Source organism: Actinomadura gamaensis (genome assembly GCF_042652125.1).
Classification (GTDB): domain Bacteria; phylum Actinomycetota; class Actinomycetes; order Streptosporangiales; family Streptosporangiaceae; genus Spirillospora; species Spirillospora gamaensis.
Map to the genome: position 1 here is coordinate 358,781 of NZ_JBHSIT010000002.1, position 24,136 is coordinate 382,916.

Here is a 24,136-nt window from a genome sequence, read left to right on the forward strand (position 1 = left end):
GAGGCCGCCGTGACCGAGTCCGCGTTCTCTGCAGGGGCCCTCGCCGCCGCCGTCGCGGGCGGGGCGCTGGACGTGGTGGACCTGACCGCGCCGCTGTCGGAGCGGACGCCGATCCTCCAGTTGCCCGAGCCGTTCGCGGGCACCGCGCCGTTCGCGCTGCGGGAGATCAGCCGGTACGACGAGCGCGGCCCGGCCTGGTACTGGAACGACATCGTCACCGGCGAGCACGTCGGCACGCACTTCGACGCGCCCGTCCACTGGGCGACGGGCCGCGACGGAGAGGACGTCTCGCAGGTCGATCCGCGCCGCCTCGTCGCGCCCGCCGTCGTGCTCGACGCGTCCGGGCACGTCGCGTCCGACGCCGGGTTCCTGCTGGAGACCGACCACGTCCGGGAGTGGGAGAAGGCGCACGGCCCGCTCCCCGCCGGCGGCTGGCTGCTGTACCGGACGGGCTGGGACGCCCGCTCCGACGACGCCGGTGCGTTCCTCAACGGCGGCGTGTGGCCGGGCCTGTCCACCGAGTGCGCCCGCTGGCTGGCCGAGGAGACGCCGATCCTCGGGATCGGCGTCGAGACGGTCGGCACGGACGCGGGCGCGGCCCATGGTTTCGACCCGCCGTTCCCCTGCCACTCGCATTTGCTCGGCGCGGGCAAGTACGGCCTCACCCAGCTGCGGAACCTGGGACGGCTCCCGGTGCGCGGAGCGGTGCTCGTCGCCGCGCCGCTGCCGATCGCCGGCGGATCCGGGAGCCCGTGCCGGGTGCTGGCGCTGGTCGACCGGTGAACGTCGCCCACGCCCTCGGCCGGGCCCTGACCCGGCTCGGCGCGCACACCGTGTTCGGCGTCGTCGGCAGCGGCAACTTCGAGGTCACGTCCGCGCTGGTCGAGTCGGGCGCGCGGTACGTCGCGGCCCGGCACGAGGGCGGCGCGGCGACGATGGCGGACGCCTTCGCGAGGGCCGGCGGCGGCCTCGGCGTGCTCAGCGTCCACCAGGGGCCGGGGCTGACGAACGCGCTGACCGGCATCGCCGAGGCCGCCAAGAGCCGGACGCCGCTGCTCGTGCTCGCCGGGGAGGTCGCCGCGGCGGCGGTCCGGTCCAACTTCCGGGTCGACCAGGCGGCGCTGGCGCGCGCGGTCGGGGCCGTCCCGGAGCGGGTGCACAGCCCGGAGACGGCTCTGTCGGACCTGGCCCGCGCCTGCCGGACCGCCGTCGCCGCCCGCCGGACCGTCCTGCTCGGGCTGCCCCTGGACGTGCAGTCCGCGCCCTACGAGGGGCCGGACGAGTGCGTGCCGCGCGCCCCGCACGCGACCGGCACGGCCTGGCAGCCGACCGTCCCGCCGCTCGCGGTGCCGCCGCCGCCCGCGCTCGCACGGCTCGCGGACGCGCTGACCGCCGCGCGGCGCCCGGTGTTCCTCGCCGGACGCGGCGCGCGGCTGTCCGGCGCGGGCGCGCCGCTGCGCGCGCTCGCGGACCGCTGCGGCGCGCTGCTCGCCACCTCGGCGGTCGCGCGCGGCCTGTTCCGCGGCGACCCGTTCGACCTGGACGTCAGCGGCGGCTTCGCGACGCCCGTCGCGGCCGAGCTGATCCGCGGCGCGGACCTGCTGGTCGGCTGGGGCTGCGCGCTCAACGACTGGACGCTGCGCCACGGCGACCTGCTGGGGGAGGGCGCCCGGCTCGTCCAGGTGGACGTGGACGCCGAGGCGCTCGCCGCGCACCGCCCGGTGGACCTCAGCCTCATCGGCGACGCGGCCGAGACCGCGCTCGCGGTGGAGGCGGAGCTCGCGCGGCGCGAGCACCACGTCCGGGGCTACCGGACCCGCGAGGTCGCCGGACGCGTCGCCGCCGAGGGCCGCTGGCGCGACCTGCCGTTCAAGGACCGTTCCGACGGCGCCCGCATCGACCCGCGCACCCTGAGCATCGCCCTGGACGACCTGCTGCCCGCCGAGCGGACCGTCGCGGTCGACTCGGGCAACTTCATGGGCTACCCGACCATGTACCTGGACGTCCCCGACGTGGACGGCCTGGTGTTCACGCAGGGCTTCCAGGCGGTCGGCCTCGGCCTGGCGACGGCGGTCGGCGCGGCCGTCGCGCGGCCCGACCGGCTGACCGTCGCCGCGCTCGGCGACGGCGGCGCGCTGATGTCGGCGGTCGAGCTCGACACGGCCGCGCGGCTCGGCCTGGGCCTGCTCGTGGTGGTCTACGACGACGAGGCGTACGGCGCGGAGGTGCACCACTTCGGGCCGCGCGGCCATCCGCTCGACACGGTGACGTTCCCGCCCGCCGACATCGCCGGGATCGCGCGCGCCTACGGCTGCGACGCGCTCACCGTCCGCCGGGTGGAGGACCTGGAGCCGGTGCGCGACTGGCTGGGCGGGGCCCGCGACCGTCCGCTGGTGGTCCAGGCGAAGGTCACGACCGACCATCCCGCCTGGTGGCTGGCCGAGGCGTTCCATCCCCACTAGCCGCCCGCACCGGCCGCCCGCACCGGCGGTGGCGACGACTTGATCAGTGAGGGGCTTAGCTCGCCGGGGCCAAGGGAATATCGCCTCGGGGGTACCACATGAGCGATGCGCTGCTGCGGACCGGACGCTTCTTCACCAGGGCGGAGGAGTCCTCCGACCTTCGGACCGTCTTCAGGAAGGGCGGACGCGAGGGCGACGTCTTCTACCGCGACCGCTGGAGCCACGACAAGGTCGTCCGCTCCACGCACGGCGTGAACTGCACCGGCTCCTGCTCGTGGAAGGTGTACGTCAAGGACGGCGTCATCACCTGGGAGACGCAGGAGACCGACTACCCGTCGGTGGGCGCGGACCGTCCGGAGTACGAGCCGCGCGGCTGCCCGCGCGGCGCGGCGTTCTCCTGGTACACCTACTCGCCCACGCGCGTCCGGTTCCCCTACGCGCGCGGCGTCCTGGTCGAGATGTTCCGGGAGGCCCGCGCCCGCACCGGCGACCCGGTGGCGGCGTGGGCGGAGGTCACCGGCGACCCGGAGAGGCGGCGGCGCTACCAGTCGGCGCGCGGCAAGGGCGGCCTCGTCCGGATCGGCTGGGACGAGGCGGTCGAGATGGTCGCCGCCGCGCACGTCCACACGATCGCGGCGTACGGCCCGGACCGGATCGCGGGGTTCTCGCCGATCCCGGCGATGTCGATGGTGTCGCACGCCGCCGGGTCGCGGTTCGTGTCGCTGATCGGCGGCGCGATGCTGTCGTTCTACGACTGGTACGCCGACCTGCCGGTGGCGTCCCCGCAGGTGTTCGGCGACCAGACCGACGTGCCCGAGTCCGCCGACTGGTGGGACGCGGCGTACCTGATGCTGTGGGGCTCCAACGTCCCGGTCACCCGCACGCCCGACGCGCACTGGATGGCCGAGGCCCGCTACCGCGGCCAGAAGGTCGTGGTGATGTCGCCCGACTACAGCGACGCCACGAAGTTCGCCGACGAGTGGCTGGCCCCGCATCCCGGCACGGACGGCGCGCTCGGCCTCGCGATGGGCCACGTCGTCCTCAAGGAGTTCTTCGCCGACCGGGAGACCGCGCCGTTCACCGGCTACGTCAAGCGGTACACCGACCTGCCGTTCCTGGTGACGCTGGACGAGCGCGGCGGCGCCTTCGTCCCCGGCCGGTTCCTCACGGCGTCCGACCTCGGCGATACCGGCGAGAACGCCGAGTGGAAGACCGTCCTGCTGGACGCCCGGACGGACGCCCCGGTCGTGCCGAACGGCTCGGTCGGGTTCCGCTGGACCGAGGCGGGCAAGGGCCACTGGAACCTCGACCTCGGCGGCATCGACCCGCGGCTCACCCTGCATGGAAGCGAGGAGTCGGCGGCGGTGCTGCTGCCGCGCTTCGACCTGCCGGACGGCTCGGGCGGCACGCTGCGCCGGGGCGTCCCGGTCCGGCGCGTCGGCGGGCACCTCGTCACGACGGTGTTCGACCTGCTCATGGCCCAGTACGGCGTCGCCCGCGACGGGCTGCCGGGGGAGTGGCCGGCCGGGTACGACGACGCGTCCGCGCCCGGCACCCCGGCCTGGCAGGAGGAGATCACCTCCGTGCCCGCCGCGACCGCGATCCGGATCGCCCGCGAGTTCGCCGCCACCGCGGAGCGGACCCGCGGCCGCTGCATGATCGTCCTCGGCGCCGGGACGAACCACTGGTTCCACTCCGACACCGTCTACCGGACGTTCCTGGCCCTGCTGATGCTGACCGGCTGCCAGGGCCGCAACGGCGGCGGCTGGGCGCACTACGTCGGGCAGGAGAAGGTGCGCCCGTTCACCGGCTGGGCGCAGCTCGCGTTCGGCCTGGACTGGAACCGGCCGCCGCGCCAGCTCCCGGGCACGCTCTACTGGTACCTGCACACCGGCCAGTGGCGCTACGACGGGTACCGCGCCGACGCGCTCGCCTCGCCGCTCGCGCGGGGGCTGTTCTCGGGGAAGCACACCGCCGACCTCGCCGCGCACTCGATCCGCGCCGGCTGGATGCCGTTCTGCCCCGGCTTCGACCGCAACCCGCTCGACCTCGCCGACCAGATCGAACGCTCCGGGCGCGAACCGGGGGAGTACATCGCGTCCGAGCTCGCGGACGGCACGCTGAAGTTCGCCTGCGACGACCCCGACGCCCCGGAGAACTGGCCGCGCGTCCTCACCGTCTGGCGGGCCAACCTGCTCGGCTCGTCCGCGAAGGGCGCCGAGTACTTCCAGAAGCATCTGCTCGGCACGCACGCGAGCCTGTTCGCGGAGGAGGCGCCGCCGGAACGGCGTCCCGAGGACGTCCGGTGGCGCGAGCGGGCGCCCGAGGGCAAGCTCGACCTGCTGCTGTCGCTCGACTTCCGGATGACGTCCACGACGCTGATGTCCGACGTCGTCCTCCCGGCCGCGACCTGGTACGAGAAGTACGACCTGTCGTCCACGGACATGCACCCGTTCGTGCACGCCTTCAACCCGGCGGTCGACCCGCCGTGGGAGGCGCGCAGCGACCTGGCCGCCTTCCAGGCGATCGCGCGCCGGTTCAGCGAGCTCGCCGCCGGACGGCTCGGCACCCGCAAGGACCTGGTCGCCGGCGCGCTCGGCCACGACACGCCCGGCGAGACCGGCGCGCCGCACGGGACGGCCGAGGGCACGACCCCGTCCTTCGCGATCGTCGAACGCGACTACACCGCGATCGGCCGGCAGATGGCCGTCCTCGGGCCGAAGGCCGAGGGCGCCGGGCTGCCCGTCAAGGGCGTCACGTTCAAGCCCGACCGGGAGATCGAGGTGCTGCGCGAGCGGCTCGGCACGGACGCCGAGAACCGCCCGCTCCTGGACACCGACACCAAGTGGGCCGAGACGATCCTCGCGCTGTCCGGGACGTCCAACGGGCGGCTCGCCGCGCAGGGCTTCGCGCAGCTCGCCGACCGCACCGGTTCGGACTTCGCGGAGCTGGCCGCCGAGGGGGCCGAGCGGCGCATCACGTTCGCCGACACCCGGGCCCGGCCGACCGCGGTCGGGCCGTCCCCCGAATGGTCGGGCATCGAGGCCCCCGACCGGCGGTACTCGCCGTTCACCATCAACACCGAGTACTCCAAGCCCTGGCACACCCTCACCGGCCGCATGCACTTCTACCTCGACCACGAGTGGATGGCCGAACTCGGCGAGCAGCTCCCGGTGTTCCGCCCGCCGCTCAACATGCACCGCCTCTTCGGCGAGCCCGAACTCGGCACGGGCGGCGGGACCGGGACCGGGGCCGGTGCTGGGGCTGGGGCTGGGGCCGAGCTGACCGTCCGGTACCTGACGCCGCACTCCAAGTGGTCGATCCACTCCGAGTACCAGGACAACCTGTTCATGCTGACGCTGTCGCGCGGCGGCCCGGTGGTCTGGATGAGCGTGCCGGACGCCGAGCGCCTCGGCGTCGCCGACAACGACTGGGTCGAGATGGTCAACCGCAACGGGGTCGTCCCGGCGCGCGCGATCGTCAGCCACCGGATGCCGTCCGGCACCGTCTACTACCACCACGCGCAGGACCGGCTCATCGACATGCCCAAGGCGCAGCTGACCGGACGGCGCGGCGGCATCCACAACTCGCTGACCCGGATGCTGGTCAAACCGTCCCACCTGATCGGCGGCTACGCGCAGCTGTCCTACGGGTTCAACTACCTCGGACCGACCGGGAACCAGCGCGACGAGATCACCGTCATCCGCCGCCGCGCCCAGGAGGTGACCTACTGATGCGGGTCATGGCCCAGCTCGCCATGGTGATGAACCTCGACAAGTGCATCGGCTGCCACACCTGCTCGGTCACCTGCAAGCAGGCGTGGACGAACCGCTCGGGCACCGAGTACGTGTGGTTCAACAACGTCGAGACGCGGCCCGGCGAGGGCTACCCGCGCCGGTACGAGGACCAGGACCGCTGGCGCGGCGGCTGGGCGCTGGACCGGCGCGGACGGCTCGTCCCGCGCTCGGGCGGGCGGGTGAGCCGGCTGCTGCGGATCTTCTCCAACCCGCTGATGCCGACGCTCCAGGACTACTACGAGCCCTGGACCTACGACTACGCCTCGCTCACCACCGCGCCGCTCGGCGACGACATGCCGGTCGCCCGCCCGTACTCGCTGGTCAGCGGCGAGCCCATGAAGATCGAGTGGAGCGCGAACTGGGACGACGACCTCGGCGGCGGCCCGGATCTCGCGCGGGCGGACCCGGTCGTCCAGAGGCTGTCCGGCGAGATCCGGCTCGACTACGAGCGCGCGTTCATGTTCTACCTGCCGCGCATCTGCGAGCACTGCCTCAACCCGACCTGCATGGCCGCCTGCCCGTCCGGCGCGATCTACAAGCGCGCCGAGGACGGCATCGTCCTGGTCGACCAGGACCGCTGCCGCGGCTGGCGGATGTGCGTCACCGGCTGCCCGTACAAGAAGATCTACTTCAACCACAAGACGGGCAAGGCGGAGAAGTGCACCTTCTGCTACCCGCGCGTGGAGGTGGGCCTGCCGACGGTCTGCTCGGAGACCTGCGTCGGGCGGCTGCGCTACCTGGGCGTCCTGCTGTACGACCAGGAGAAGGTCACCGAGGCGGCGAGCACGCCGGAGGACACCGACCTGTACGAGGCGCAGCTCGGCGTCTTCCTCGACCCGGACGACCCGTCCGTGCGGGAGGCGGCCCGGCGCGACGGCGTCCCCGACGCCTGGATCGAGGCCGCGCGCCGCTCGCCCGTGCACGCGCTGATCAGCAGGTACCGGGTGGCGCTGCCGCTGCATCCGGAGTTCCGGACGATGCCGATGGTCTGGTACGTCCCGCCGCTGTCGCCGGTCGTGGACGCGCTGCGGAACACCGGCCACGACGGCGAGGACGCGTCCAACCTGTTCGGCGCGATCGAGACGCTGCGCATCCCGGTCGAGTACCTCGCCGGCCTGTTCACCGCCGGGGACACCGCGCCGGTCACGGCCGTCCTGCGCAAGCTCGCCGCGATGCGCTCCTACATGCGGGACCGGAACGTCGGCGACCCGCCCGATCCCGGCAAGCCCGCGTCGGTCGGGATGTCCGAGGCCGACATGGACGCCATGTACCGGCTCCTCGCCCTCGCCAAGTACGACGAGCGCTACGTCATCCCGACGCAGGCGCGCGCCGAGGCCGCCGCGCTGGAGGAGACCGTCTGCCCGGTCGACTACAGCGGCGGGGGCGTCGGCCGCAACGGGCCGTTCGGCGAGACGTCCGGCGGCCCGGACAACGTGTCGGTGGAGACGTTCCACGCGCTCAAGCAGCGCCAGTCCAGCGGCGCGCTCACCGAACCGGGGGAGCGCGACGGCCGCGTGAACCTCCTCAACTGGGACGGCAAGGGCCGTCCGGACGGACTGTTCCCGTCGCGCGACGAGAAGGACGACTCATGAGCCCCGTGGTCTGGCAGGCCGCGTCCCTGCTGCTCGACTATCCCGACGCGGCCCTGTACGAGCGCCGCCCGCTGCTGCGCGAGGCCGTCGCCGGGCTCGCCCGCCACAAGACCCACAAAGCCCACAAAGCCCGCAAGGCCCACAAAGCCCCCCGGGCTCACCAGGCCGCCGAGCGGCTCGGCGCGTTCCTCGACCACATGGACGCGACGCCGCCGTCCGCGCTGGCCGAGCACTACGTCGAGACGTTCGACCTGCGCCGCCGCTGCTGCCTGCACCTCACCTACTACCGCGACGGCGACACCCGGCGCCGCGGTTCGTCGCTCGTCGCGCTCAAGGAGCGGTACCGGGCCGCCGGGGCGGAGTTCGCGGGCGGCGGGGAGCTGCCCGACTACCTGCCGGTCGTGCTGGAGTTCGCCGCGCTGCACGGCGGCGGCGACCTGCTCGCCGAGCACCGCGCCGGGATCGAGCTGCTGCGGCTGGCCCTGCTCGACCGCGGCTCGCCCTACGCCGCGCCGGTGGAGGCGGTCTGCGCGACGCTGCCGGGCGCGTCGCCCCGCGACCGCGCCGAGGCGCTGCGCCTCGCCCGCACCGGACCGCCCGCCGAGACCGTCGGGCTCGAACCGTATCCGGAGACCGTCCGATGAGCCTTCTGCTGTGGGTCGTGCTGCCGTACCTGACCATCGCGTCCCTGGTCGGCGGGACGGTCTGGCGCTACCGCTACGACAGGTTCGGCTGGACGACGCGCTCGTCGGAGATCTACGGCCGGACGATCCTGAACATCGCCAGCCCGCTGTTCCACTACGCGCTGGTGTTCGTGATCCTCGGCCACGTCATGGGCCTGGTCATCCCCGAGGGCTGGACGCGCGGCGCGGGCGTCACCGAGCACGCCTACCACGTGGGGTCGCTCGTCGGCGGGACGGTCGCGGGCGTCGCGGCGCTCCTCGGCGTGGGGATGCTCGTCTACCGGCGGCGCACCAGCGGCCCGGTGTTCTCCGCGACCACGCGCAACGACAAGCTGATGTACGTGTTCCTGGTCGGCTCGCTGATCCTCGGGACGCTGTGCACGATCGTCGCCAACGGCATCAGCGGCCCCTACGACTACCGGACGACCGTCTCGCCGTGGTTCCGCGACGTCTTCCTGCTGCGTCCCGACCCGGACCTCATGGCGCCGGTGCCCGTCCTGTACAAGCTGCACGTGCTGGTCGGGATGCTGCTGATCGCGCTGTTCCCGTTCACCCGGCTCGTCCACGCCTTCGCCGCGCCGTGGTTCTACCTGTTCCGCCCGTACATCGTGTACCGGTCCGCGGACCGCGGCGAACCGGGCACGCGCGCCCCGCGACGCGGCTGGGAGCCCGTTGGCCGCCGCTGAGACCGCCGCAGCCGGACGATCAGCCGTCCCCCGCCCTCCGGTTCGCGCGGACCTGCGCGCGGACGGCACCGACCGCCACGACGCCCCAGACGATCACCGCGGGCCACAGCAGCACCCGGCCCGCGGTCGAGAGCCACGAGATCCTCAGCGCGGTGCCGCACGTCAGGGCCGCGACCGAGGTCATGCCGAGCGGGAAGACCGTGGACCAGCGCCGCACGTCGTAGGCGAAGCGCGGCCAGCGGATCTCGCAGGCCACCAGCACCGCGTACCAGGCGAGCGCGAACAGCACCAGGGCGAGCGCGGCGCCGCGCAGCGCCCCGTGCAGCCCCGGCGCCCAGTCCAAGGGCCGGGCGGACGCCGCGACCAGCTTCGCCGCCGCCAGCGCCGAGATCGACACCGAGCCCCCGGCGACCCAGTGGTCGCCGCGCCCGGCCCTGAGCTGCCGCCAGTCGAACCGCGCCACCACCAGCAGCCAGAGCAGGACGCCGACCGCCGCCGCCGCGAGCGCGGGCCACATCAGCCAGGCCGCGTGCAGCGGCGGCGCGACCGTCCCGGCGAGGACGGCCAGCGACTGGGTGGACACGCACACCAGGTAGGCGGCGCCGGGAACCCGTCCGCGCAGGTGCTCCAGGACGGTCGGCAGCAGCACCGCCCACAGGACGAACGCGGCGGCCAGCAGCACGGCCCCGGCCCACGTCGCCCCGGCCGCCGTGAGCCGGACGCCCAGCACGCCGGTCCCGGCGACGCCGGTCAGCGCGGCGGGGGTGGCCGACTCGTCCCGCCAGCGCGCCGGCGCGCGGAGCAGCCGCGCGGCGAACAGGGCGCAGAGCGGCACCCACAGCAGCGCCGCGACGACCAGCAGCGCCACCGAGAGGGCCTCGGCCCCGACCAGGTGCAGGCCGACCGAGACGATGCCGGTCGCCATGACCGCCGCGCCGAAGGCGGGGCCCACTCCGGGCGCCGGGTCCCCGGCGTCCTGCCGTCGCTTCATGCCGCCAGTGTCCGCGATCACCGGCGGGCCGCCCGAGGCGGCGCGCCGCGAGGGAGGTGCGGCCGGACCATATATCCCTGATCCGCCGCGGGGGATAGGGCTTGACCGTTTTCCCCCCGAGTACTTACCTTCGCGACAGTTGTGTCTCACGTCACACCGCCCAGAGGAGGAGACCATGGCGGAACGACTGAGAACGTCCTTCCGGCTGACCGGGCTGGGCCGCGAGGCGGCCGCCGAGTTCGCCGGAACCCTGATCCTGATCCTGTTCGGCGTGGGCGTGGTGGCCCAGGTCGCCGCGGGCGGGATCGGCGGCCACGACAGCATCGCCTGGGCCTGGGGCATCGGCGTGACCCTGGGGGTGTACGTGTCCGCGACGCTCAGCGGCGGGCACCTCAACCCCGCCGTCACGCTCACCCTCGCGGTGTTCAAGGGCTTCTCATGGCGCAAGGTGGCGCCGTACATGGCCGCCCAGTTCGCCGGGGCGTTCGTCGCGGCGCTGATCGTCCGGTGGAACTACACCGAGGTGCTGGCCAAGGCCGATCCCGGCCACACCATCAAGACGCAGGGCGTGTTCTCGACCCTGCCCGGCAACGGAACGCTCCCGGTCAGCACCTGGGGGGCGTTCCGGGACCAGATCATCGGCACCGCGATCCTGCTTTTCGTCATCCTCGCCCTCACCGACCTGAAGAACCAGCCGCCGCTCGCCAACCTCGCGCCCGTGGTCATCGGCCTGCTGGTCGTCGCGATCGGGATGGCCTGGGGCACCGACGCCGGGTACGCCATCAACCCCGCCCGCGACTTCGGCCCCCGGCTCGCCGAGTACATCACCGGGTACGGGGGAGCGTGGCGGGACCAGAACCACGACCTCTACTTCTGGGTGCCGATCGCCGGACCGCTCCTCGGGGGGCTCGTCGGGGCGGGCCTTTACCTGGTATTGATCGGGAACCACCTGCCCGACCCCGAGGAGGCCGAGAGCGCCGCCCCGGGCCCCGAGCCGCGCTACGACGTCCCCAGCGAGACCTCCTGACCGCCGCCCGCCCCCACCCCGAACCAGCGAGGAGAGCAGTGCCGATGGCCGACTTCGTCGGAGCCCTGGACCAGGGGACCACGAGCACCCGCTTCATGATCTTCGACCACGGCGGCAACGAGATCGCCCGCCACCAGCTCGAGCACGAGCAGATCCTGCCCCGCGCGGGCTGGGTCGAGCACAACCCCACCGAGATCTGGGAGCGCACCCGCGCCGTCATCGAGTCCACCCTCCACCGGGCGAACCTGTCCCACACCGACCTCGCCGCGCTCGGCATCACCAACCAGCGCGAGACGACCGTGGTGTGGAACCGGCGGACGGGCCGTCCCTACTACAACGCGATCGTCTGGCAGGACACCCGCACCGACCGCATCGCCAGCGCCCTGGAGCGGGACGGGCGCGGCGAGACCATCCGGCACCGCGCCGGGCTGCCGCCCGCCACCTACTTCTCCGGCGGCAAGATCCAGTGGATCCTGGAGAACGTCGACGGCGTCCGGGAGGCGGCCGAGAACGGCGACGCCGTGTTCGGCAACATCGACACCTGGCTGCTGTGGAACCTCACCGGCGGGTCCGCCGGGGGCGTGCACGTCACCGACCCGACCAACGCCAGCCGCACCATGCTGATGGACCTGGAGACCCTCGACTGGGACGACCAGCTCCTGTCGTTCTTCGGCATCCCGCGCGCGATGCTGCCCGAGATCCGGCCGTCGTCGGCGCCCGACCCCTACGGGCTGACCCGCGCGGACGGCCCGCTCCGTGGCGAGGTGCCGCTGAGCGGCGACCTCGGCGACCAGCAGGCGGCGACGGTCGGCCAGGTCTGCTTCTCCCCGGGCGAGGCCAAGAACACCTACGGCACCGGCAACTTCCTCCTCCTCAACACCGGCCGCGACCTCGTCCGCTCCAAGGCGGGCATGCTCACCACCGTCTGCTACAGGTTCGGCGACGAGGCGCCCGTCTACGCGCTGGAGGGGTCGATCGCGGTCACCGGCTCGGCGGTGCAGTGGCTGCGCGACCAGCTCGGGATCATCTCCGGCGCGGCGCAGAGCGAGGCGCTCGCCGCGCAGGTCGAGGACAACGGCGGCGTCTACTTCGTCCCGGCGTTCTCCGGCCTGTTCGCGCCGTACTGGCGCAGCGACGCGCGCGGCGCGATCGTCGGCCTGTCCCGCTTCAACACCAACGCCCACCTGGCCCGCGCGACGCTGGAGGCGATCTGCTACCAGTCCCGCGACGTCGTGGAGGCGATGCGGGAGGACTCGGGCGTCTCCCTCGACGTCCTCAAGGTGGACGGCGGCGTCACCGCGAACGAGCTGTGCATGCAGATGCAGGCCGACATCCTCGGCGTGCCGGTGTCGCGTCCGGTGGTCGCCGAGACCACCGCGCTCGGCGCCGCCTACGCGGCGGGACTGGCGGTCGGGTTCTGGAACTCGACCGACGAGCTGCGCCGCAACTGGAACGAGGACAAGCGCTGGACGCCCCGCTGGGACGAGGCGCAGCGCGAGGCCGGCTACGCCGGCTGGCGCAAGGCGGTCGAACGCACGTTCGGCTGGGTCGACGTCGACTGATCCGGAACGTCGACTGATCCGGATTCGTCCGCCCGTGCCCGCATCGGACGCTCCGATGCGGGCACGGGCCCGGAATGACACGTGTACTGGTCACCGGATGGCCGAGCTTCACCGACGGTGAGGCGACGGCCGGAGACGTCCTGGCGATGCAGGCGGTCCAGGACGAGCTGGACGCCATCGGCCTGCCCTACGACACGGCCTGGAGCCCGGTGTTCCGGCCGGACGCGCTGAGCCTCGCGAGCGCCGACCCGGCCCGCTACACGCATCTCGTGTTCGCCTGCGGCCCCCTGCACGGCCGCCAGATCGAGGAGCTGCACGCCCGCTACCCGCACTGCCGCCGGATCGCGGTCGGCGTGTCGGTCCTCGACCCGGAGGACCCCGCCGTCACCGGCTTCGACCTGGTGATCCCGCGCGACGCGCCGGACGCCGACCCCGGCGCGGACCTGGCGGCCCGGCCCGTGACGCGGGACGTGCCGGTGGTGGGCGTCGTCCTCGCGCCGGGCCAGGACGAGTACGGGGCGCGCCGCCGCCACGACCGGATCGAGGCCGAGCTGACGGACTGGCTGGCCCGCCGCGAGTGCGCCCGGCTCCCGCTCGACACCCGGCTCGACCCGCGCGACTGGCGGCTCGCGACGACGCCCGACGAGCTGGAGAGCGTGCTGCGCCGCTGCGACCTGGTCGTCACGACGCGGCTGCACGGGCTCGTCCTGGCGCTGAAGAACGGCGTCCCCGCGCTCGCGGTGGACCCGGTCGCGGGCGGCGCGAAGGTCACCGCGCAGGCGCGGGCGTGGGCCTGGCCCGCGGTCGTCACCGTCGGCGAGGACGCGGCCCCGCCGCTGCTGGACGGGACCGCGCTGGACCGGCTGTGGGGCTGGTGCCTGGCGCTCAGGCGCTCCGGGCGAGCGCCCGCCTGAACCAGCCGAGGGTGTCGAGCAGGCCCTCCTCGACCGAGACCTTCGGCTCCCAGCCGAGCGTCTCGCGGGCGAGGGTGGTGTCGGGCCGCCGGACGGCCGGGTCGTCCACCGGCCGCTCGATGTGGCGGATCGAGGACGACGACCCGGCGAGCTCGACGATCAGCGCGGCCAGGTCGGCCATGGTGATCTCGAACGGGCTGCCGATGTTCATCGGGCCGGGATGCCGCGAGTCGGCCAGCGCGAGGATCCCCCGGACGGTGTCGGAGACGTGGCAGATCGAGCGGGTCTGGGTGCCGTCGCCGGTGACCGTGAGCGGCTCGCCGGTGAGCGCCTGCCGCAGGAACGTCGGGATCGCCCGGCCGTCGTCCGGCCGCATCCGGGGACCGTAGGTGTTGAAGATCCGCACGATCGCGGTGTCCAGCCCGCGGGCCTGCCGGAACGCCGAGGTCAGCGCCTCGCCGAACCGCTTCGCCTCGTCGTACACGCTGCGCGGCCCGACCGGGTTCACGTTCCCCCAGTACTCCTCCGGCTGCGGGTGCACCTTCGGGTCGCCGTACACCTCCGAGGTGGACGCCAGGACGAACCGGGCCCCCGAGCGTTCGGCGAGCTCCAGCGCGTTGCGCGTGCCGAGGCTGCCCACGTCCAGCGTCTGGATCGGCAGCCGCAGGTAGTCGGCCGGAGAGGCGGCCGACGCGAGGTGGAAGACGTGGGAGACCGGGCCCGGCACCTCCACCGGACGGGTCATGTCGTGCCGCACGAACTCGAACCCGCGGCGTCCGGAGAGCCTCGCGACGTTCGCGAAGGCCCCGGTGAGCAGGTTGTCGACGCAGACCACGGCGGTGCCGCGGTCGAGCAGCGCCTCGCACAGGTGGGAGCCGACGAAGCCGGCTCCGCCGGTCACAACGGCGCGTTCCATGATGTCACTCCTTCCAGGCGTGAGAGGTGGTCCGCGGCGGCCGCGACGACCTCGTCCGGGCCGATGCGGAGCAGGGCCGGATCGGGCCGCATGCCGTGCGGGTCGCCGCGTCCGCCCTTCCACAGGACGCGGTGCTCCGGACGGTCCGGAGGCGGCCCCCAAAGCTTGGGCGGCGTCGGCCCGAACAGCAGCACCGACGGGGTCCGGTAGGCGGTGGCGAGATGGCCGGTCCCTGTGTCGCCGGAGACGACCAGCCGGGCGCTTGCGACGAGGGCGGCGAGATCGAGCAGGTCGGTGCGGCCGGACAGGTCGTCCTCCGGCGGCAGCCCGGCCGCGGCGGCGACCCGGCGGGCGATGCCCGTCTCGTCCGGGCCGCCGGTGACGACGACGCGCTCGCCGCGCCTCCGTAACGCCGCGGCGACGGCGGCGAACCGCTCCGGCGGCCAGCGCCGCGACGGGTAGGCCGCGCCCGGATGCACCACGACGGCGTCCGGCGCGGGCGACGGACGGTCCGGGGCGGGCAGGTCCAGCTCGGACGGGTCGGACGGGATCCCGTACCAGGCCAGCAGGCGGCACCAGCGCGGCACCTCGTGCTCGCCGGGATCCCAGCGCGGCCCGCCGGGGACGTCGAACGCCATCAGCCTGCGCGGCTCCGCGTCGAGGAGCGGGTCGTGGCTGGCCGGGCCGTTCCCGTGCAGGTCGACGGCGATGTCGACGGGGCCGGCGTCCGGCAGCGGACCGAGGTCGGGAACGTGCAGCACCTCGTCCACCGTCCCCGAGAGGCGGACGAGCGGTTCGAGCACGCGCGGCGCGGCGAGGACGATCCGGTGCCCCGGCAGGCCGCGCCGCAGCCCCCGCAGCGCCGGCACCCCGGTCAGCAGGTCGCCGAGGCCGAGGGCGCGCAGGACGAGCGCCGTCCTCATCGCGCCGCCGCCAGGATCCGGGTCGTGGAGCGGCCCTCCAGCAGCGGCAGCAGCACCACCGCGCCGTCCCAGGCGCGGACCGTCGCCGCCTCCGGCAGCTCCCGGTCGGCGTAGTCCGCGCCCTTGACCCACACGTCCGGGCGGAGCCGCTCCAGCAGCGCGGTGGGGGTGTCGTCGTCGAACACGACCGTCGCGTCCACGTCGCTGAGCGCGCGCAGCACGCGGGTGCGGTCGGCGGCGGTCGTGACCGGACGGCCCGGTCCCTTCGCCCGCCGCACCGAGGCGTCGGAGTTCACGCACACCACCAGGCAGTCGCCGAGCCGCCGGGCCTGCTGGAGCAGGCTGACGTGCCCGGCGTGCAGCAGGTCGAAGCAGCCGCCGGTCGCGACGACCGTGCCGCCCGCGCGGCGGGTCCGCTCGGCGACCTCGAACGCGTCGTCCTCGCGCCCGGCGGGCACGATCGGCGCGCCCGTCTCGGCGAGCCGCTCCGACAGCCCGACGGCGCCGCCCGCCGCGACGTACCGCGACGCGGTCCGCACGCCGCGCGTCACCGCCTCGGTGAGCGCCCCGCCGGTGCCGAGCGCCCAGGCCGTGGCGGCCGCGAAGCCGTCGCCCGCGCCGCACGGATCGCCCGACGCGGGTTCGGCCGGGGCCAGGAACGGCGGCCCCTCTCCCTGGCAGAGCAGCGCGCCGCGCGGGCCGAGCGTCACCGCTACGGCGGAGACGTCCCAGCGCGCGGCCAGCTCCCGCGCGTGCCGCGCCGAGGCGGCCACCCCGTCGCCCGCGCCGGTGAGCCGGCGCGCCTCGTCCTCGTTCGGCGTCGCGAGCAGCGTGTTGCGGACGGGCGGGCCGCCGCGCGGATGCGGGTCCCACACGATCGGGACGCGGTCCGGCAGCCGTTCCAGCAGGGCGCGGACGGCCGGCTGGGACGCGACGCCGCGCCCGTAGTCCGACACCAGCACCGCGCCCGCCCCCGACAGCGCCGCCGCGACGGCGGGCGAGACCGGCCCCGCGGTGGCCCGGCCCTCGCCGGCGTCCAGGCGGGCCACGGCGTGGTCGCCGGACCTGATCCGCGTCTTGACCGGGGTCGGGCCGTCCAGCCGCAGCGCCGCGACGTTGACGTGCGGGCGCAGCAGCGCGCGCAGCCGCCGCCCGGCCTCGTCGTCGCTCAGCGCGGTCACCAGCACCACCTCGGCGCCCTCGGCGGCGGCGAGCAGCGCGGCCAGGCCCGCCCCGCCCGGCCGGGACCGCTCGGCGGCGTGCTCGATCACCGGGACGGGCGCGTCCGGGGACAGCCGGGCGCTCTGCCCGACCAGGTCCACGTCGAGCAGCGTGTCCCCGACGACGACCAGGGGCCCGTTCACCGCTCGTCCTGGATCGACTGGTCGACCTGCCCGCACAGCAGGTGGAGCGCGGCCAGGTGGATCTCCTGGACGGTCGAGGTGCGCGGCGCGTCCACGGTGATCGCCTGGTGCGCCGCGGCCGCCAGCGAGTTCGGGCCGGGCCCGGTGAGCGCCCACACCGTCAGCCCGCTGCGCCGCCCCTGCCGGGCCGCCGCGACCACGTTCGGGCTGTTGCCGCTGGTCGAGAAGCAGACCAGCACGTCGCCGGGCCGGCCGTGCGCCCGGACCTGCCGGGCGAACACCTGCTCGGCGCCGTAGTCGTTGCCGATCGCGGTCACCGAGGAGGTGTCGGCGTGCAGCGGGATCGCCGCGAACGGGCGCCGCTCGTCCTCGAACCGCCCGACCAGCTCGGCCGACAGGTGCTGGGCCTCCGCGGCGCTGCCGCCGTTGCCGCAGGTCAGCAGGCGGCCACCGGCCTCCAGCACGCCCGCGAGGTGCGTGCCCCACGAGACGATGATCGGCGTCCAGCGGCGGAACGCGAGCGCGGCGGAGGCGAGTTCCTCCAGGCGCCGGTCCTGGTCGCGGGAGAGTACGTGCGCGTGCATGGAGGGCACGACGCCGGGGACGATGCTGGAAGTCATGCCGCCACCTCCTTCCTGGCCATGGCCTCTCGGTAGACGCTGAGGGTGTCGCGCGCGACGCGCGGCCACGAGTAGCGGGCCTCGGCGCGCCGCCGTCCGGCGCGGCCGTACGCCTCGCGCCGGGCCGGGTCGTCGAGCAGCGCGTTGACCGCCCGGGCCGCGGCGACCGGGTCGCGCGGCGGGACGAGCAGCCCGCTCTCGCCGTCCGCGACGCTGTCCAGGTGCCCCCCGACCGCGGTCGCGACGACCGGGACGCCGCAGCTCATCGCCTCCAGCGGCACCATCCCGAACGGCTCGTACCAGGGCAGCGCCAGCACCACGTCGGCCGACCGCAGCAGCGCGGGGACCTCGTCGCGGGACCGGCGGCCGACCAGGTGCACCCGGCCCGCCACGTCCGCCTCCGCCGCGACGGCGAGGAGCCGCCGCGCCTCCGGGTCGGCGTCCAGCTCGGCCGCGGGCGGGCCGCCCGCGACGATCAGTTCGGCGTCCGGGACGTGCGCCAGCGCGCGGATCGCGGTGTCGACGCCCTTGCGCTCGACCATCCGCGACAGCACCACGAGGCGGCGCGGCGCGCCCCGGTCCTCGGCCGGGCCGTCGGGGGAGTGGACGGCCAGGTCCACCCCGCACGGCACGACCTCGATCCGGTCGGCGGGCACGCCCATGGCGGCGAGCTCGGCGGTCTCCTCCACGGCGGTCGCGATGACGGCCTCCGCCGCCCGCCCGATCTCGCTCTCCATCTGCACGCGGCCGTCCGGGCTGGTGTCCTTGCCGCCCTGATGGCGGCGCTTCACCGAGCCGAGCGCGTGGAACGTCTGCACCACCGGGACGCGCGGCGCGCCCGGACCGCGGGTCGCCTGGAGCGAGGCCAGCCCGCTCATCCAGAAGTGCGCGTGCACGACGTCCGGCGGGTCGGCGCGCCATCGGTCCCGCAGGTAGTTCCCGAAGTCGGGCATCCAGCGGAGCAGGTCGTCCTTCGGCACGTCCGACGGCGGGCCGGCCGGGACGTGCTCGACCGTGACGCCCGGCGCGAGCCGGACCCGGCCCGGCGGGGCGGGCGAGTCGCGCCGCGTGTAGACCGTCACGTGGTGGCCCTGGGCCCCCAGCTCGGCGGCGAGCGCGGCGACGAACACGTTCTGCCCGCCGGCGTCCGCGCCGCCGAGCCCGCCGCGCGCGGCGAGCGGGCTGGCGTGCTCGGAGACCATCGCGATCCTCATCGTGTCACCTCTTCCAGTAGGCGTCGCCAGTCCCGCAGGAAGCGGGGCAGGCCGTAGCGGCGGACGGCGGCCTCGCGCGCCCGGTGGCCCATCACGCGGGCCCGCTCGGGGTCCGCGGCGAGGTCCCGGGCGGTGCTCGCGAGGGTGTCCGCGCGGGTGGACAGGACGCCCGTCCCCGGCGGGACGGCCTCGACGGCCTCGGTCGTGGCGAGCGCCACGACCGGCAGGCCGAGATGCATGGCCTCGATCAGCGCCAGGCCGAGCGACGTCCACCGGTAGGGATGGACGTAGACGCGGCGCCGGGCGAGTTCGGCGTGCATCCGCTCCTGCGGGAGGTCCTCGAAGGTCCGGAGGCGGTCGGGGTGGACGCCGAGGGCGTCCGGTGCGCCGGTGACCCGCATCCCGAACAGGTCGATCGGGACCGCCTCGGCGAGCCTCGGCAGCAGGTCGGTGCCGGTGATCCGGCCGCGCCTGAGCGGGTCGTTCACGACGACGCCCGCGCGCGGCACCTCGCCGGTGTAGCGGTAGCCGGGATCGACCACGCCGTGCTCGACGACCGTGGTCGGGGCGCGCCCGCAGTCCCAGAACAGCTCGTTGAAGTGGGCCACGTGGACGACGGGGATGTCGTCCCGGTCGTGCAGGAAGTGCGGCACGTCGGGGACGAACCGTCCGGGCAGGTCGGGCGCGGCGGCGGTCCTGCCGGGCGTGTCGTGCTCGACGTAGACGGCCGGGACGTCGCGTCCGGGCCTGCGGCCGAGCCACTTCTCGCACAGCTCCAGCTCGTGCGGGCGCTGGAGCACCACGACGTCCACGTCCTCGTCGCGCAGCGTGTCGTGCGGGACCTCCACGGCCCGGTCGGGCCAGGGGAAGGTCTCGGCGCGGCCGAGGCCGTCGGGACCGCGGTCCGGCGTGACCGGGACCAGCGTCGTCCAGGGCCCGTGCACGAACGAGGTGGCCCACGAGCCGTGGACGTGCCACATCAGCGCTCTCATCGGACGACCTCCTCCACGGCGCGCACCACTTCGGACGCCTGGACGGACGTCAGGCACGGATGGCCGGGCACCGGGCAGACGGTCGCGCGCGTGTCCCGGCAGGGCGCGTCCTGGTCGCCCAGCAGCACGGTCGGGACGGCGTACGGCGCCCAGCGCTTCGCCGGGACGGTCGGCGCGAACAGCGACACGACCGGCGTCCCGACGGCGGCGGCCAGGTGCGCGGGACCGGTGTTGCCCGCGACGACGGCGTCCGCGCCCGCGAGCACGGCGGCCAGCTCGGCGAGGCCCGTCCGGCCGCCGAGGTCGAGGGCGTCCACGCCGGCGACCTCGGCGGTCAGCTCCTTCTCCCGGCGGTGGCCGGTGACGATGACGCGCCGCCCGGACTCGGCGAGCAGCCGCACGGCCTCGGCGTTCCGGTGCGGCGGCCAGGCCCGCGCGGGAACCGACGTCCCCGGATGGACGACCACGTACGGCTCGGTCCCGGTGAGGGCGGACACGTCGGGCAGCGGCTCGCGGACGCGCAGCCGGCCGTCGTCCACCGGCGGGAACCCCGCCTCGGTGGCGAGGGCGGTCATCCGCGCGGCCTCCGGGATGTCGCCGTCCGGACGGTGCCGCAGGTCGAGCAGCGAGCCGGGGTAGTCCTCGCTGATGCCCCCGATCCAGGGCGTCCCGGCGAGGCGCAGCAGCAGCGCGAGCGGCAGCGGCGACTGGTGGAACGACGTCAGGATCAGCGCCCGGTCGAACCCGCGCAGCCGCCGCGTGATCGCGGCGACGTCGTCGGCGTCGACCGGGACCCGGTCGGGGTCGATCCACGGCGCGCACCACTCGATCACCCGGTCCGGCCCGGGCAGCAGGTCGGCGGCGGCGCGCCCGCGCGGCCCGCACAGCAGGACCGTCTCCTCGGCGCGCGCGGCGACCGCCCGGACGGCGGGCCCGGCCAGCAGCACGTCGCCGAGGTTGTCCTGGCGGGCGACGAGGACCCTCACCGCGCCCACCCGCCCAGCAGCACCAGGTCCACGGCGGCGGCCAGGTCCGGCGCGACCTCCGGGGCGGCGTCGATCTCGCCCGGCTTGGTGCGGTCGGTCGGCACCAGCACGCCGCGCGCCCCGGCGGCCCGCGCCGCCGCTACGTCCGCGCCGATGTCGCCGATGACCACGCAGTCGGACGGCGCGACGCCGAGCCGCCGCGCGGCGCGCTCGACCATGCCCGGCGCGGGCTTGCGGCAGGCGCAGCCGTCGTCCTCGCCGTGCGGGCAGACCTCCCAGACGTCGAACCGGCCGAGCAGGTCCTCCACCCGCCGGTTCACCCGGCGGACGTCGGTCTCGGTGATCTTGCCGCGGGCCACCCCGGACTGGTTGGTGATCACCCCGATGGACAGGCCCGCGCGGCGCAGCCGTTCGAGGGCCGCGCGCGCTCCGGGCACCGGCTCGACCAGCTCGGGGTCGCCGTTGTACGGGACGTCGCGGATCAGCGTGTCGTCGCGGTCGAACAGCACGACCGGACGCGGCCGCCACACCCGCGCGTCGCGGTGGCGGATCGTTCCCCGCACCCGGTGCGCCACGGCGACCGGCGGAATCACGGCGCTCGTCACGGCCATGCGGAGGATCTCGCCGGGCGTCTTCGGCCCCGGCCGGATCCGCGCGGCGGCGAACTGGGCGGTCAGCCCCGCCCACACCGTTCCGGCGGCGACCAGCGTCCCGCGCCGCGCCGCGTGAACGGCCCCGGCGCCGCGACCGCGGTGCCGCGGTCCGCCGCCTAGCCGTCCGCCGCGTGGCGAAACAGCGTGGCGTTGAAGTCGAAGGTGTTGCAGTCCGCCGCGTCGCATACCGCGGCGTTGCGGCTCGTGGTGCTCCAGAAGCCGCTCCCAGGGCGCGAGGGCGGCGAGCGCGAGCGCCCCCGCGGCCGTCGTGGCGACGTGCGCGGCGAACCGGCCGCGCGGCGCGGCGACGCGCGCGTACCAGCCCCGGCCGTGCAGCGCGTTCATGAGGGCGTCGTCGGCGTTCCCGGCCTGGGCCTTCACCGAGGCCCAGAACCCGGCCGGACGCACCGGGTGCACGATGCGGCGGCGGCCGAGCACCAGCTCGTGCCCCGCCACCTGGACGCGCAGCGCCAGATCGGCGTCCTCGCGGAAGGCGCGGCGGAAGCGCTCGTCGAACCCGCCGACCAGCGTCAGCACCGGACGGCGGTACGCCATGTCGGCGGTGATCCACACGGACGTGGCGAGCCCGGCGGTGTTGCGCTCCCAGTCGGTGGGCCGCCGGTCCTGCGGCAGCGGCACCACGACGCGTCCCTGCGAGCCGCCGACCGTGCCGGGCAGCCCGGCGAGGTCGTCGGTGAGGCGCTGCGCCCAGTCGGGGTCCGGCACGACGTCGTCGTCGAGGAACACGATCCACTCCGAGGTGGCCGCGTGCCAGCCGGTGTTCCGCGCGGCGGCGGGGCCGCGCCCGCCCGAGCGCAGCACGCGCACGCGCCGGTCCGCGCCGTCCGGCAGCGGGAGCGGCGCGCCGGGCTCGGGCCGGTCGTCCACCACCAGGATCTCGGCGGGCGGCGGCCCGGACGAGCCGAGCAGCGCCTCCAGCGTCACTCGCAGGCTGTCGCGGCCGACGGTGGGAATCACGACCGAGTACTTCATCGTGCGAACACCTCCCCCCGCCGGACGACGAAGGGGCCGAGCACGAGCATGTCGACCGGGGCCGACCCGAAGCACTCCAGGGCGTCGCGCGGGTCGTCCACCATGGGCCGCCCCGCGGTGTTGAGGCTCGTGTTGACCAGCACCGGCAGCCCGGTGCGGACGCGGAACTCCTCCAGCACGCCGGCGACCAGCGGTTCGTCCTCGCGCGCGACGGTCTGGACGCGCGCGGTGCCGTCCACGTGCACGACGGCCGGGATCCGGTCGCGCCACTCGGGCCGCACGTCGTGGACGAACAGCATGTACGGGCTCGGCACCGGCCCGTCGAAGATCTCGGTGGCGTGGTCGAGGGCGACCATCGGCGCGATCGGCCGGAACGTCTCCCGCCCCTTGACCGCGTTCAGCCGGTACACGTTGCCGGGGTCGCCCGGATGGGCGAGCAGCGAGCGGTGCCCGAGGGCGCGCGGCCCGTACTCCGACCGGCCCTGGAACCAGGCGACGACCTCGTTGCGGGCCAGCGCCTCGGCGACCGTCGCGGCCAGGTCGCGCGGCCGGTCGTAGGGCACGCGCGCCTCGTCGAGGCGGGCGGCGATCTCGGCGTCGGTCCAGCTCCGGCCCAGGTCGGCGCCCGGCATCGCCTCGATCCGGTCGCCCTCGGCGTGGGCCGCGTGCAGGGCCGCGCCGAGCGCGGTGCCCGAGTCGCCGGCGGCGGGCTGGACCCACACCTCGTCGTAGGGGCCGTCGCGCAGCAGGCGGGAGTTGGCGACGCAGTTCAGCGCCACGCCGCCGGCCAGCGACAGCCGCCGCGACCCGGTCCGGGCGTGCAGCCAGGCGGCCAGGTCGATCAGCACCTCCTCCAGCCGCTGCTGGACGGACGCGGCGAGGTCGGCGTGGTCGCTCGTCCACTCGCCGTCGGCCGGGCGCGCCTTGGCGAGCGACGACCAGTCGATCCGGGCGACCTCGAAGCCGCCGTCGCCGGTCGCGCGCACCAGGTCGCGCATCTCGCCGGCCAGGCGCGGCTCCCCGTAGGACGCCAGCGCCATCACCTTGTACTCGTCGCAGGAGCGCAGGAACCCGAGGTGCTCGGTCAGGTCCTCGTACATGAGGCCGAGGGAGTGGGGGAGCCGCTGGGCCGCGAACGTCGTGAGGCCGTCGTCGCCGTACCGGCCCGCGAGGTGGGAGTGCGACTCGCCGCGCCCGTCCAGGACGAGCACGTCGCCCTCGCCCGGACGGGGCGCGGCGAGCGCGGCCGACGCGGCGTGCGCGGCGTGGTGCGGGACGAACCGGACGATCCCCGGATCCAGGCCGGGCAGCGCGTCGGCCAGCATGTACGGCGCCCGCTGCGCGTACAGGGTACGCAGTCGCTCCCACTGGCCCTCGTGGCCCGCGAGCCCCGGCTCGACCAGGGCCGGATCGTAGGAGTACGCCACGGCGTCGAGGTCGCCGGGCTCCAGCCCGGCGACCTCCAGGCACCAGCGGGCCGACCGCTCCGGCAGCTCCCAGGCCGAGAAGGCGTAGGGCCGCTTGCCGTGCTTGCGCCGGGAGAAACGCTCCTCCTCGGCGGCGGCGACCACCCGCCCGTCGACGACGAGTGCTGCCGCCGGGTCGTGAAACACCGCGTTGATTCCGAGTACGCGCATGGACGATGCCCCCCGTGCACCGCACGTTCGGTGCAGTCGACTCCGTTGTGGAGTCACTCGCCTACCCGTGACTGACGGTCCAAACGGAGAGTCCTGCAACTTCCTGGGGGCTGGAGTGCAGAAA

19 protein-coding genes are annotated in these 24,136 nt (G+C 75.0%); 9 read left to right on the top strand and 10 right to left on the bottom strand.

The features are described from left to right. The first annotated feature begins 9 nt into the window (after positions 1 to 9). The 6 genes from ACFPCY_RS07540 (at position 10) to narI (ending at position 9,220) form a co-directional block, all read left to right on the top strand. Positions 10 to 783, top strand: a complete 774-nt coding sequence (locus ACFPCY_RS07540) for a cyclase family protein (RefSeq protein WP_378252906.1) — start codon at positions 10 to 12, stop codon at positions 781 to 783. Next, positions 780 to 2,462: a thiamine pyrophosphate-binding protein gene (locus tag ACFPCY_RS07545; RefSeq protein WP_378252907.1), complete on the top strand. Its 1,683-nt coding sequence runs from the start codon at positions 780 to 782 to the stop codon at positions 2,460 to 2,462. Before ACFPCY_RS07540 ends, ACFPCY_RS07545 begins: the two co-directional genes overlap by 4 nt. A 98-nt stretch (positions 2,463 to 2,560) precedes the next feature. Then, on the top strand, positions 2,561 to 6,196 hold the full coding sequence (locus ACFPCY_RS07550; protein ID WP_378252908.1) for a nitrate reductase subunit alpha: 3,636 nt from the start codon (positions 2,561 to 2,563) through the stop codon (positions 6,194 to 6,196). After that, positions 6,196 to 7,851 carry a nitrate reductase subunit beta gene (narH, locus tag ACFPCY_RS07555; protein WP_378252909.1) on the top strand — a complete coding sequence of 552 codons (1,656 nt, stop codon included), beginning with the start codon at positions 6,196 to 6,198 and terminating at the stop codon, positions 7,849 to 7,851. The genes ACFPCY_RS07550 and narH overlap by 1 nt, the downstream gene beginning before the upstream one ends. Continuing rightward, the gene (narJ, locus tag ACFPCY_RS07560) at positions 7,848 to 8,495 is read left to right on the top strand and encodes a nitrate reductase molybdenum cofactor assembly chaperone (RefSeq protein WP_378252910.1); all 648 of its coding nucleotides are present in this window, start codon (positions 7,848 to 7,850) and stop codon (positions 8,493 to 8,495) included. The genes narH and narJ overlap by 4 nt, the downstream gene beginning before the upstream one ends. Further along, positions 8,492 to 9,220, top strand: coding sequence for a respiratory nitrate reductase subunit gamma (gene narI, locus ACFPCY_RS07565; RefSeq protein ID WP_378252911.1), 729 nt, complete (start codon positions 8,492 to 8,494; stop codon positions 9,218 to 9,220). Before narJ ends, narI begins: the two co-directional genes overlap by 4 nt. A 19-nt stretch (positions 9,221 to 9,239) precedes the next feature. Here narI and ACFPCY_RS07570 read toward each other — a convergent pair whose 3' ends face one another. Continuing rightward, positions 9,240 to 10,211, bottom strand: coding sequence for a tellurite resistance/C4-dicarboxylate transporter family protein (locus ACFPCY_RS07570; protein WP_378252912.1), 972 nt, complete (start codon positions 10,209 to 10,211; stop codon positions 9,240 to 9,242). Positions 10,212 to 10,386: 175 nt separating this feature from the next. Here ACFPCY_RS07570 and ACFPCY_RS07575 point away from each other — a divergent pair, with 175 nt between their 5' ends. The 3 genes from ACFPCY_RS07575 to ACFPCY_RS07585 all read left to right on the top strand — a co-directional run bounded on the left by ACFPCY_RS07575 (position 10,387) and on the right by ACFPCY_RS07585 (position 13,714). Next, a complete protein-coding gene (locus ACFPCY_RS07575) occupies positions 10,387 to 11,238 on the top strand; it encodes an MIP/aquaporin family protein (RefSeq protein ID WP_378252913.1) in 852 nt (283 codons plus the stop codon). A 44-nt stretch (positions 11,239 to 11,282) separates the two neighbouring features. Then, complete coding sequence (gene glpK / locus ACFPCY_RS07580; protein ID WP_378252914.1) at positions 11,283 to 12,800, top strand: glycerol kinase GlpK; 1,518 nt, start codon at positions 11,283 to 11,285, stop codon at positions 12,798 to 12,800. A gap of 74 nt (positions 12,801 to 12,874) precedes the next feature. Beyond that, on the top strand, positions 12,875 to 13,714 hold the full coding sequence (locus tag ACFPCY_RS07585) for a polysaccharide pyruvyl transferase family protein (protein ID WP_378252915.1): 840 nt from the start codon (positions 12,875 to 12,877) through the stop codon (positions 13,712 to 13,714). Here the strand turns inward: ACFPCY_RS07585 and ACFPCY_RS07590 are convergent. The 9 genes from ACFPCY_RS07590 to ACFPCY_RS07630 are packed head-to-tail and all read right to left on the bottom strand — an operon-like array spanning position 13,686 to position 24,012. Beyond that, positions 13,686 to 14,630 carry a UDP-glucuronic acid decarboxylase family protein gene (locus tag ACFPCY_RS07590; RefSeq protein ID WP_378252916.1) on the bottom strand — a complete coding sequence of 315 codons (945 nt, stop codon included), beginning with the start codon at positions 14,628 to 14,630 and terminating at the stop codon, positions 13,686 to 13,688. The two genes, ACFPCY_RS07585 and ACFPCY_RS07590, sit on opposite strands and share 29 nt — an antisense overlap. After that, positions 14,612 to 15,553, bottom strand: coding sequence for a glycosyltransferase family 9 protein (locus ACFPCY_RS07595; RefSeq protein WP_378252917.1), 942 nt, complete (start codon positions 15,551 to 15,553; stop codon positions 14,612 to 14,614). The genes ACFPCY_RS07590 and ACFPCY_RS07595 overlap by 19 nt, the downstream gene beginning before the upstream one ends. Further along, positions 15,550 to 16,917, bottom strand: a complete 1,368-nt coding sequence (gene rfaE2, locus ACFPCY_RS07600; protein WP_378252918.1) for a D-glycero-beta-D-manno-heptose 1-phosphate adenylyltransferase — start codon at positions 16,915 to 16,917, stop codon at positions 15,550 to 15,552. Before rfaE2 ends, ACFPCY_RS07595 begins: the two co-directional genes overlap by 4 nt. Further along, complete coding sequence (locus ACFPCY_RS07605) at positions 16,914 to 17,537, bottom strand: D-sedoheptulose-7-phosphate isomerase (RefSeq protein WP_465251215.1); 624 nt, start codon at positions 17,535 to 17,537, stop codon at positions 16,914 to 16,916. Before ACFPCY_RS07605 ends, rfaE2 begins: the two co-directional genes overlap by 4 nt. Then, positions 17,534 to 18,751, bottom strand: coding sequence for a glycosyltransferase (locus ACFPCY_RS07610; RefSeq protein ID WP_378252919.1), 1,218 nt, complete (start codon positions 18,749 to 18,751; stop codon positions 17,534 to 17,536). Before ACFPCY_RS07610 ends, ACFPCY_RS07605 begins: the two co-directional genes overlap by 4 nt. After that, the gene (locus ACFPCY_RS07615; protein ID WP_378252920.1) at positions 18,748 to 19,743 is read right to left on the bottom strand and encodes a glycosyltransferase family 4 protein; all 996 of its coding nucleotides are present in this window, start codon (positions 19,741 to 19,743) and stop codon (positions 18,748 to 18,750) included. Before ACFPCY_RS07615 ends, ACFPCY_RS07610 begins: the two co-directional genes overlap by 4 nt. Beyond that, on the bottom strand, positions 19,740 to 20,738 hold the full coding sequence (locus ACFPCY_RS07620; protein WP_378252921.1) for a glycosyltransferase family 9 protein: 999 nt from the start codon (positions 20,736 to 20,738) through the stop codon (positions 19,740 to 19,742). Before ACFPCY_RS07620 ends, ACFPCY_RS07615 begins: the two co-directional genes overlap by 4 nt. Further along, a complete protein-coding gene (locus tag ACFPCY_RS07625; protein WP_378252922.1) occupies positions 20,726 to 22,375 on the bottom strand; it encodes an HAD-IIIA family hydrolase in 1,650 nt (549 codons plus the stop codon). Before ACFPCY_RS07625 ends, ACFPCY_RS07620 begins: the two co-directional genes overlap by 13 nt. Then, on the bottom strand, positions 22,372 to 24,012 hold the full coding sequence (locus tag ACFPCY_RS07630; protein ID WP_378252923.1) for a carbamoyltransferase family protein: 1,641 nt from the start codon (positions 24,010 to 24,012) through the stop codon (positions 22,372 to 22,374). The genes ACFPCY_RS07625 and ACFPCY_RS07630 overlap by 4 nt, the downstream gene beginning before the upstream one ends. Positions 24,013 to 24,136: the final 124 nt, after the last annotated feature.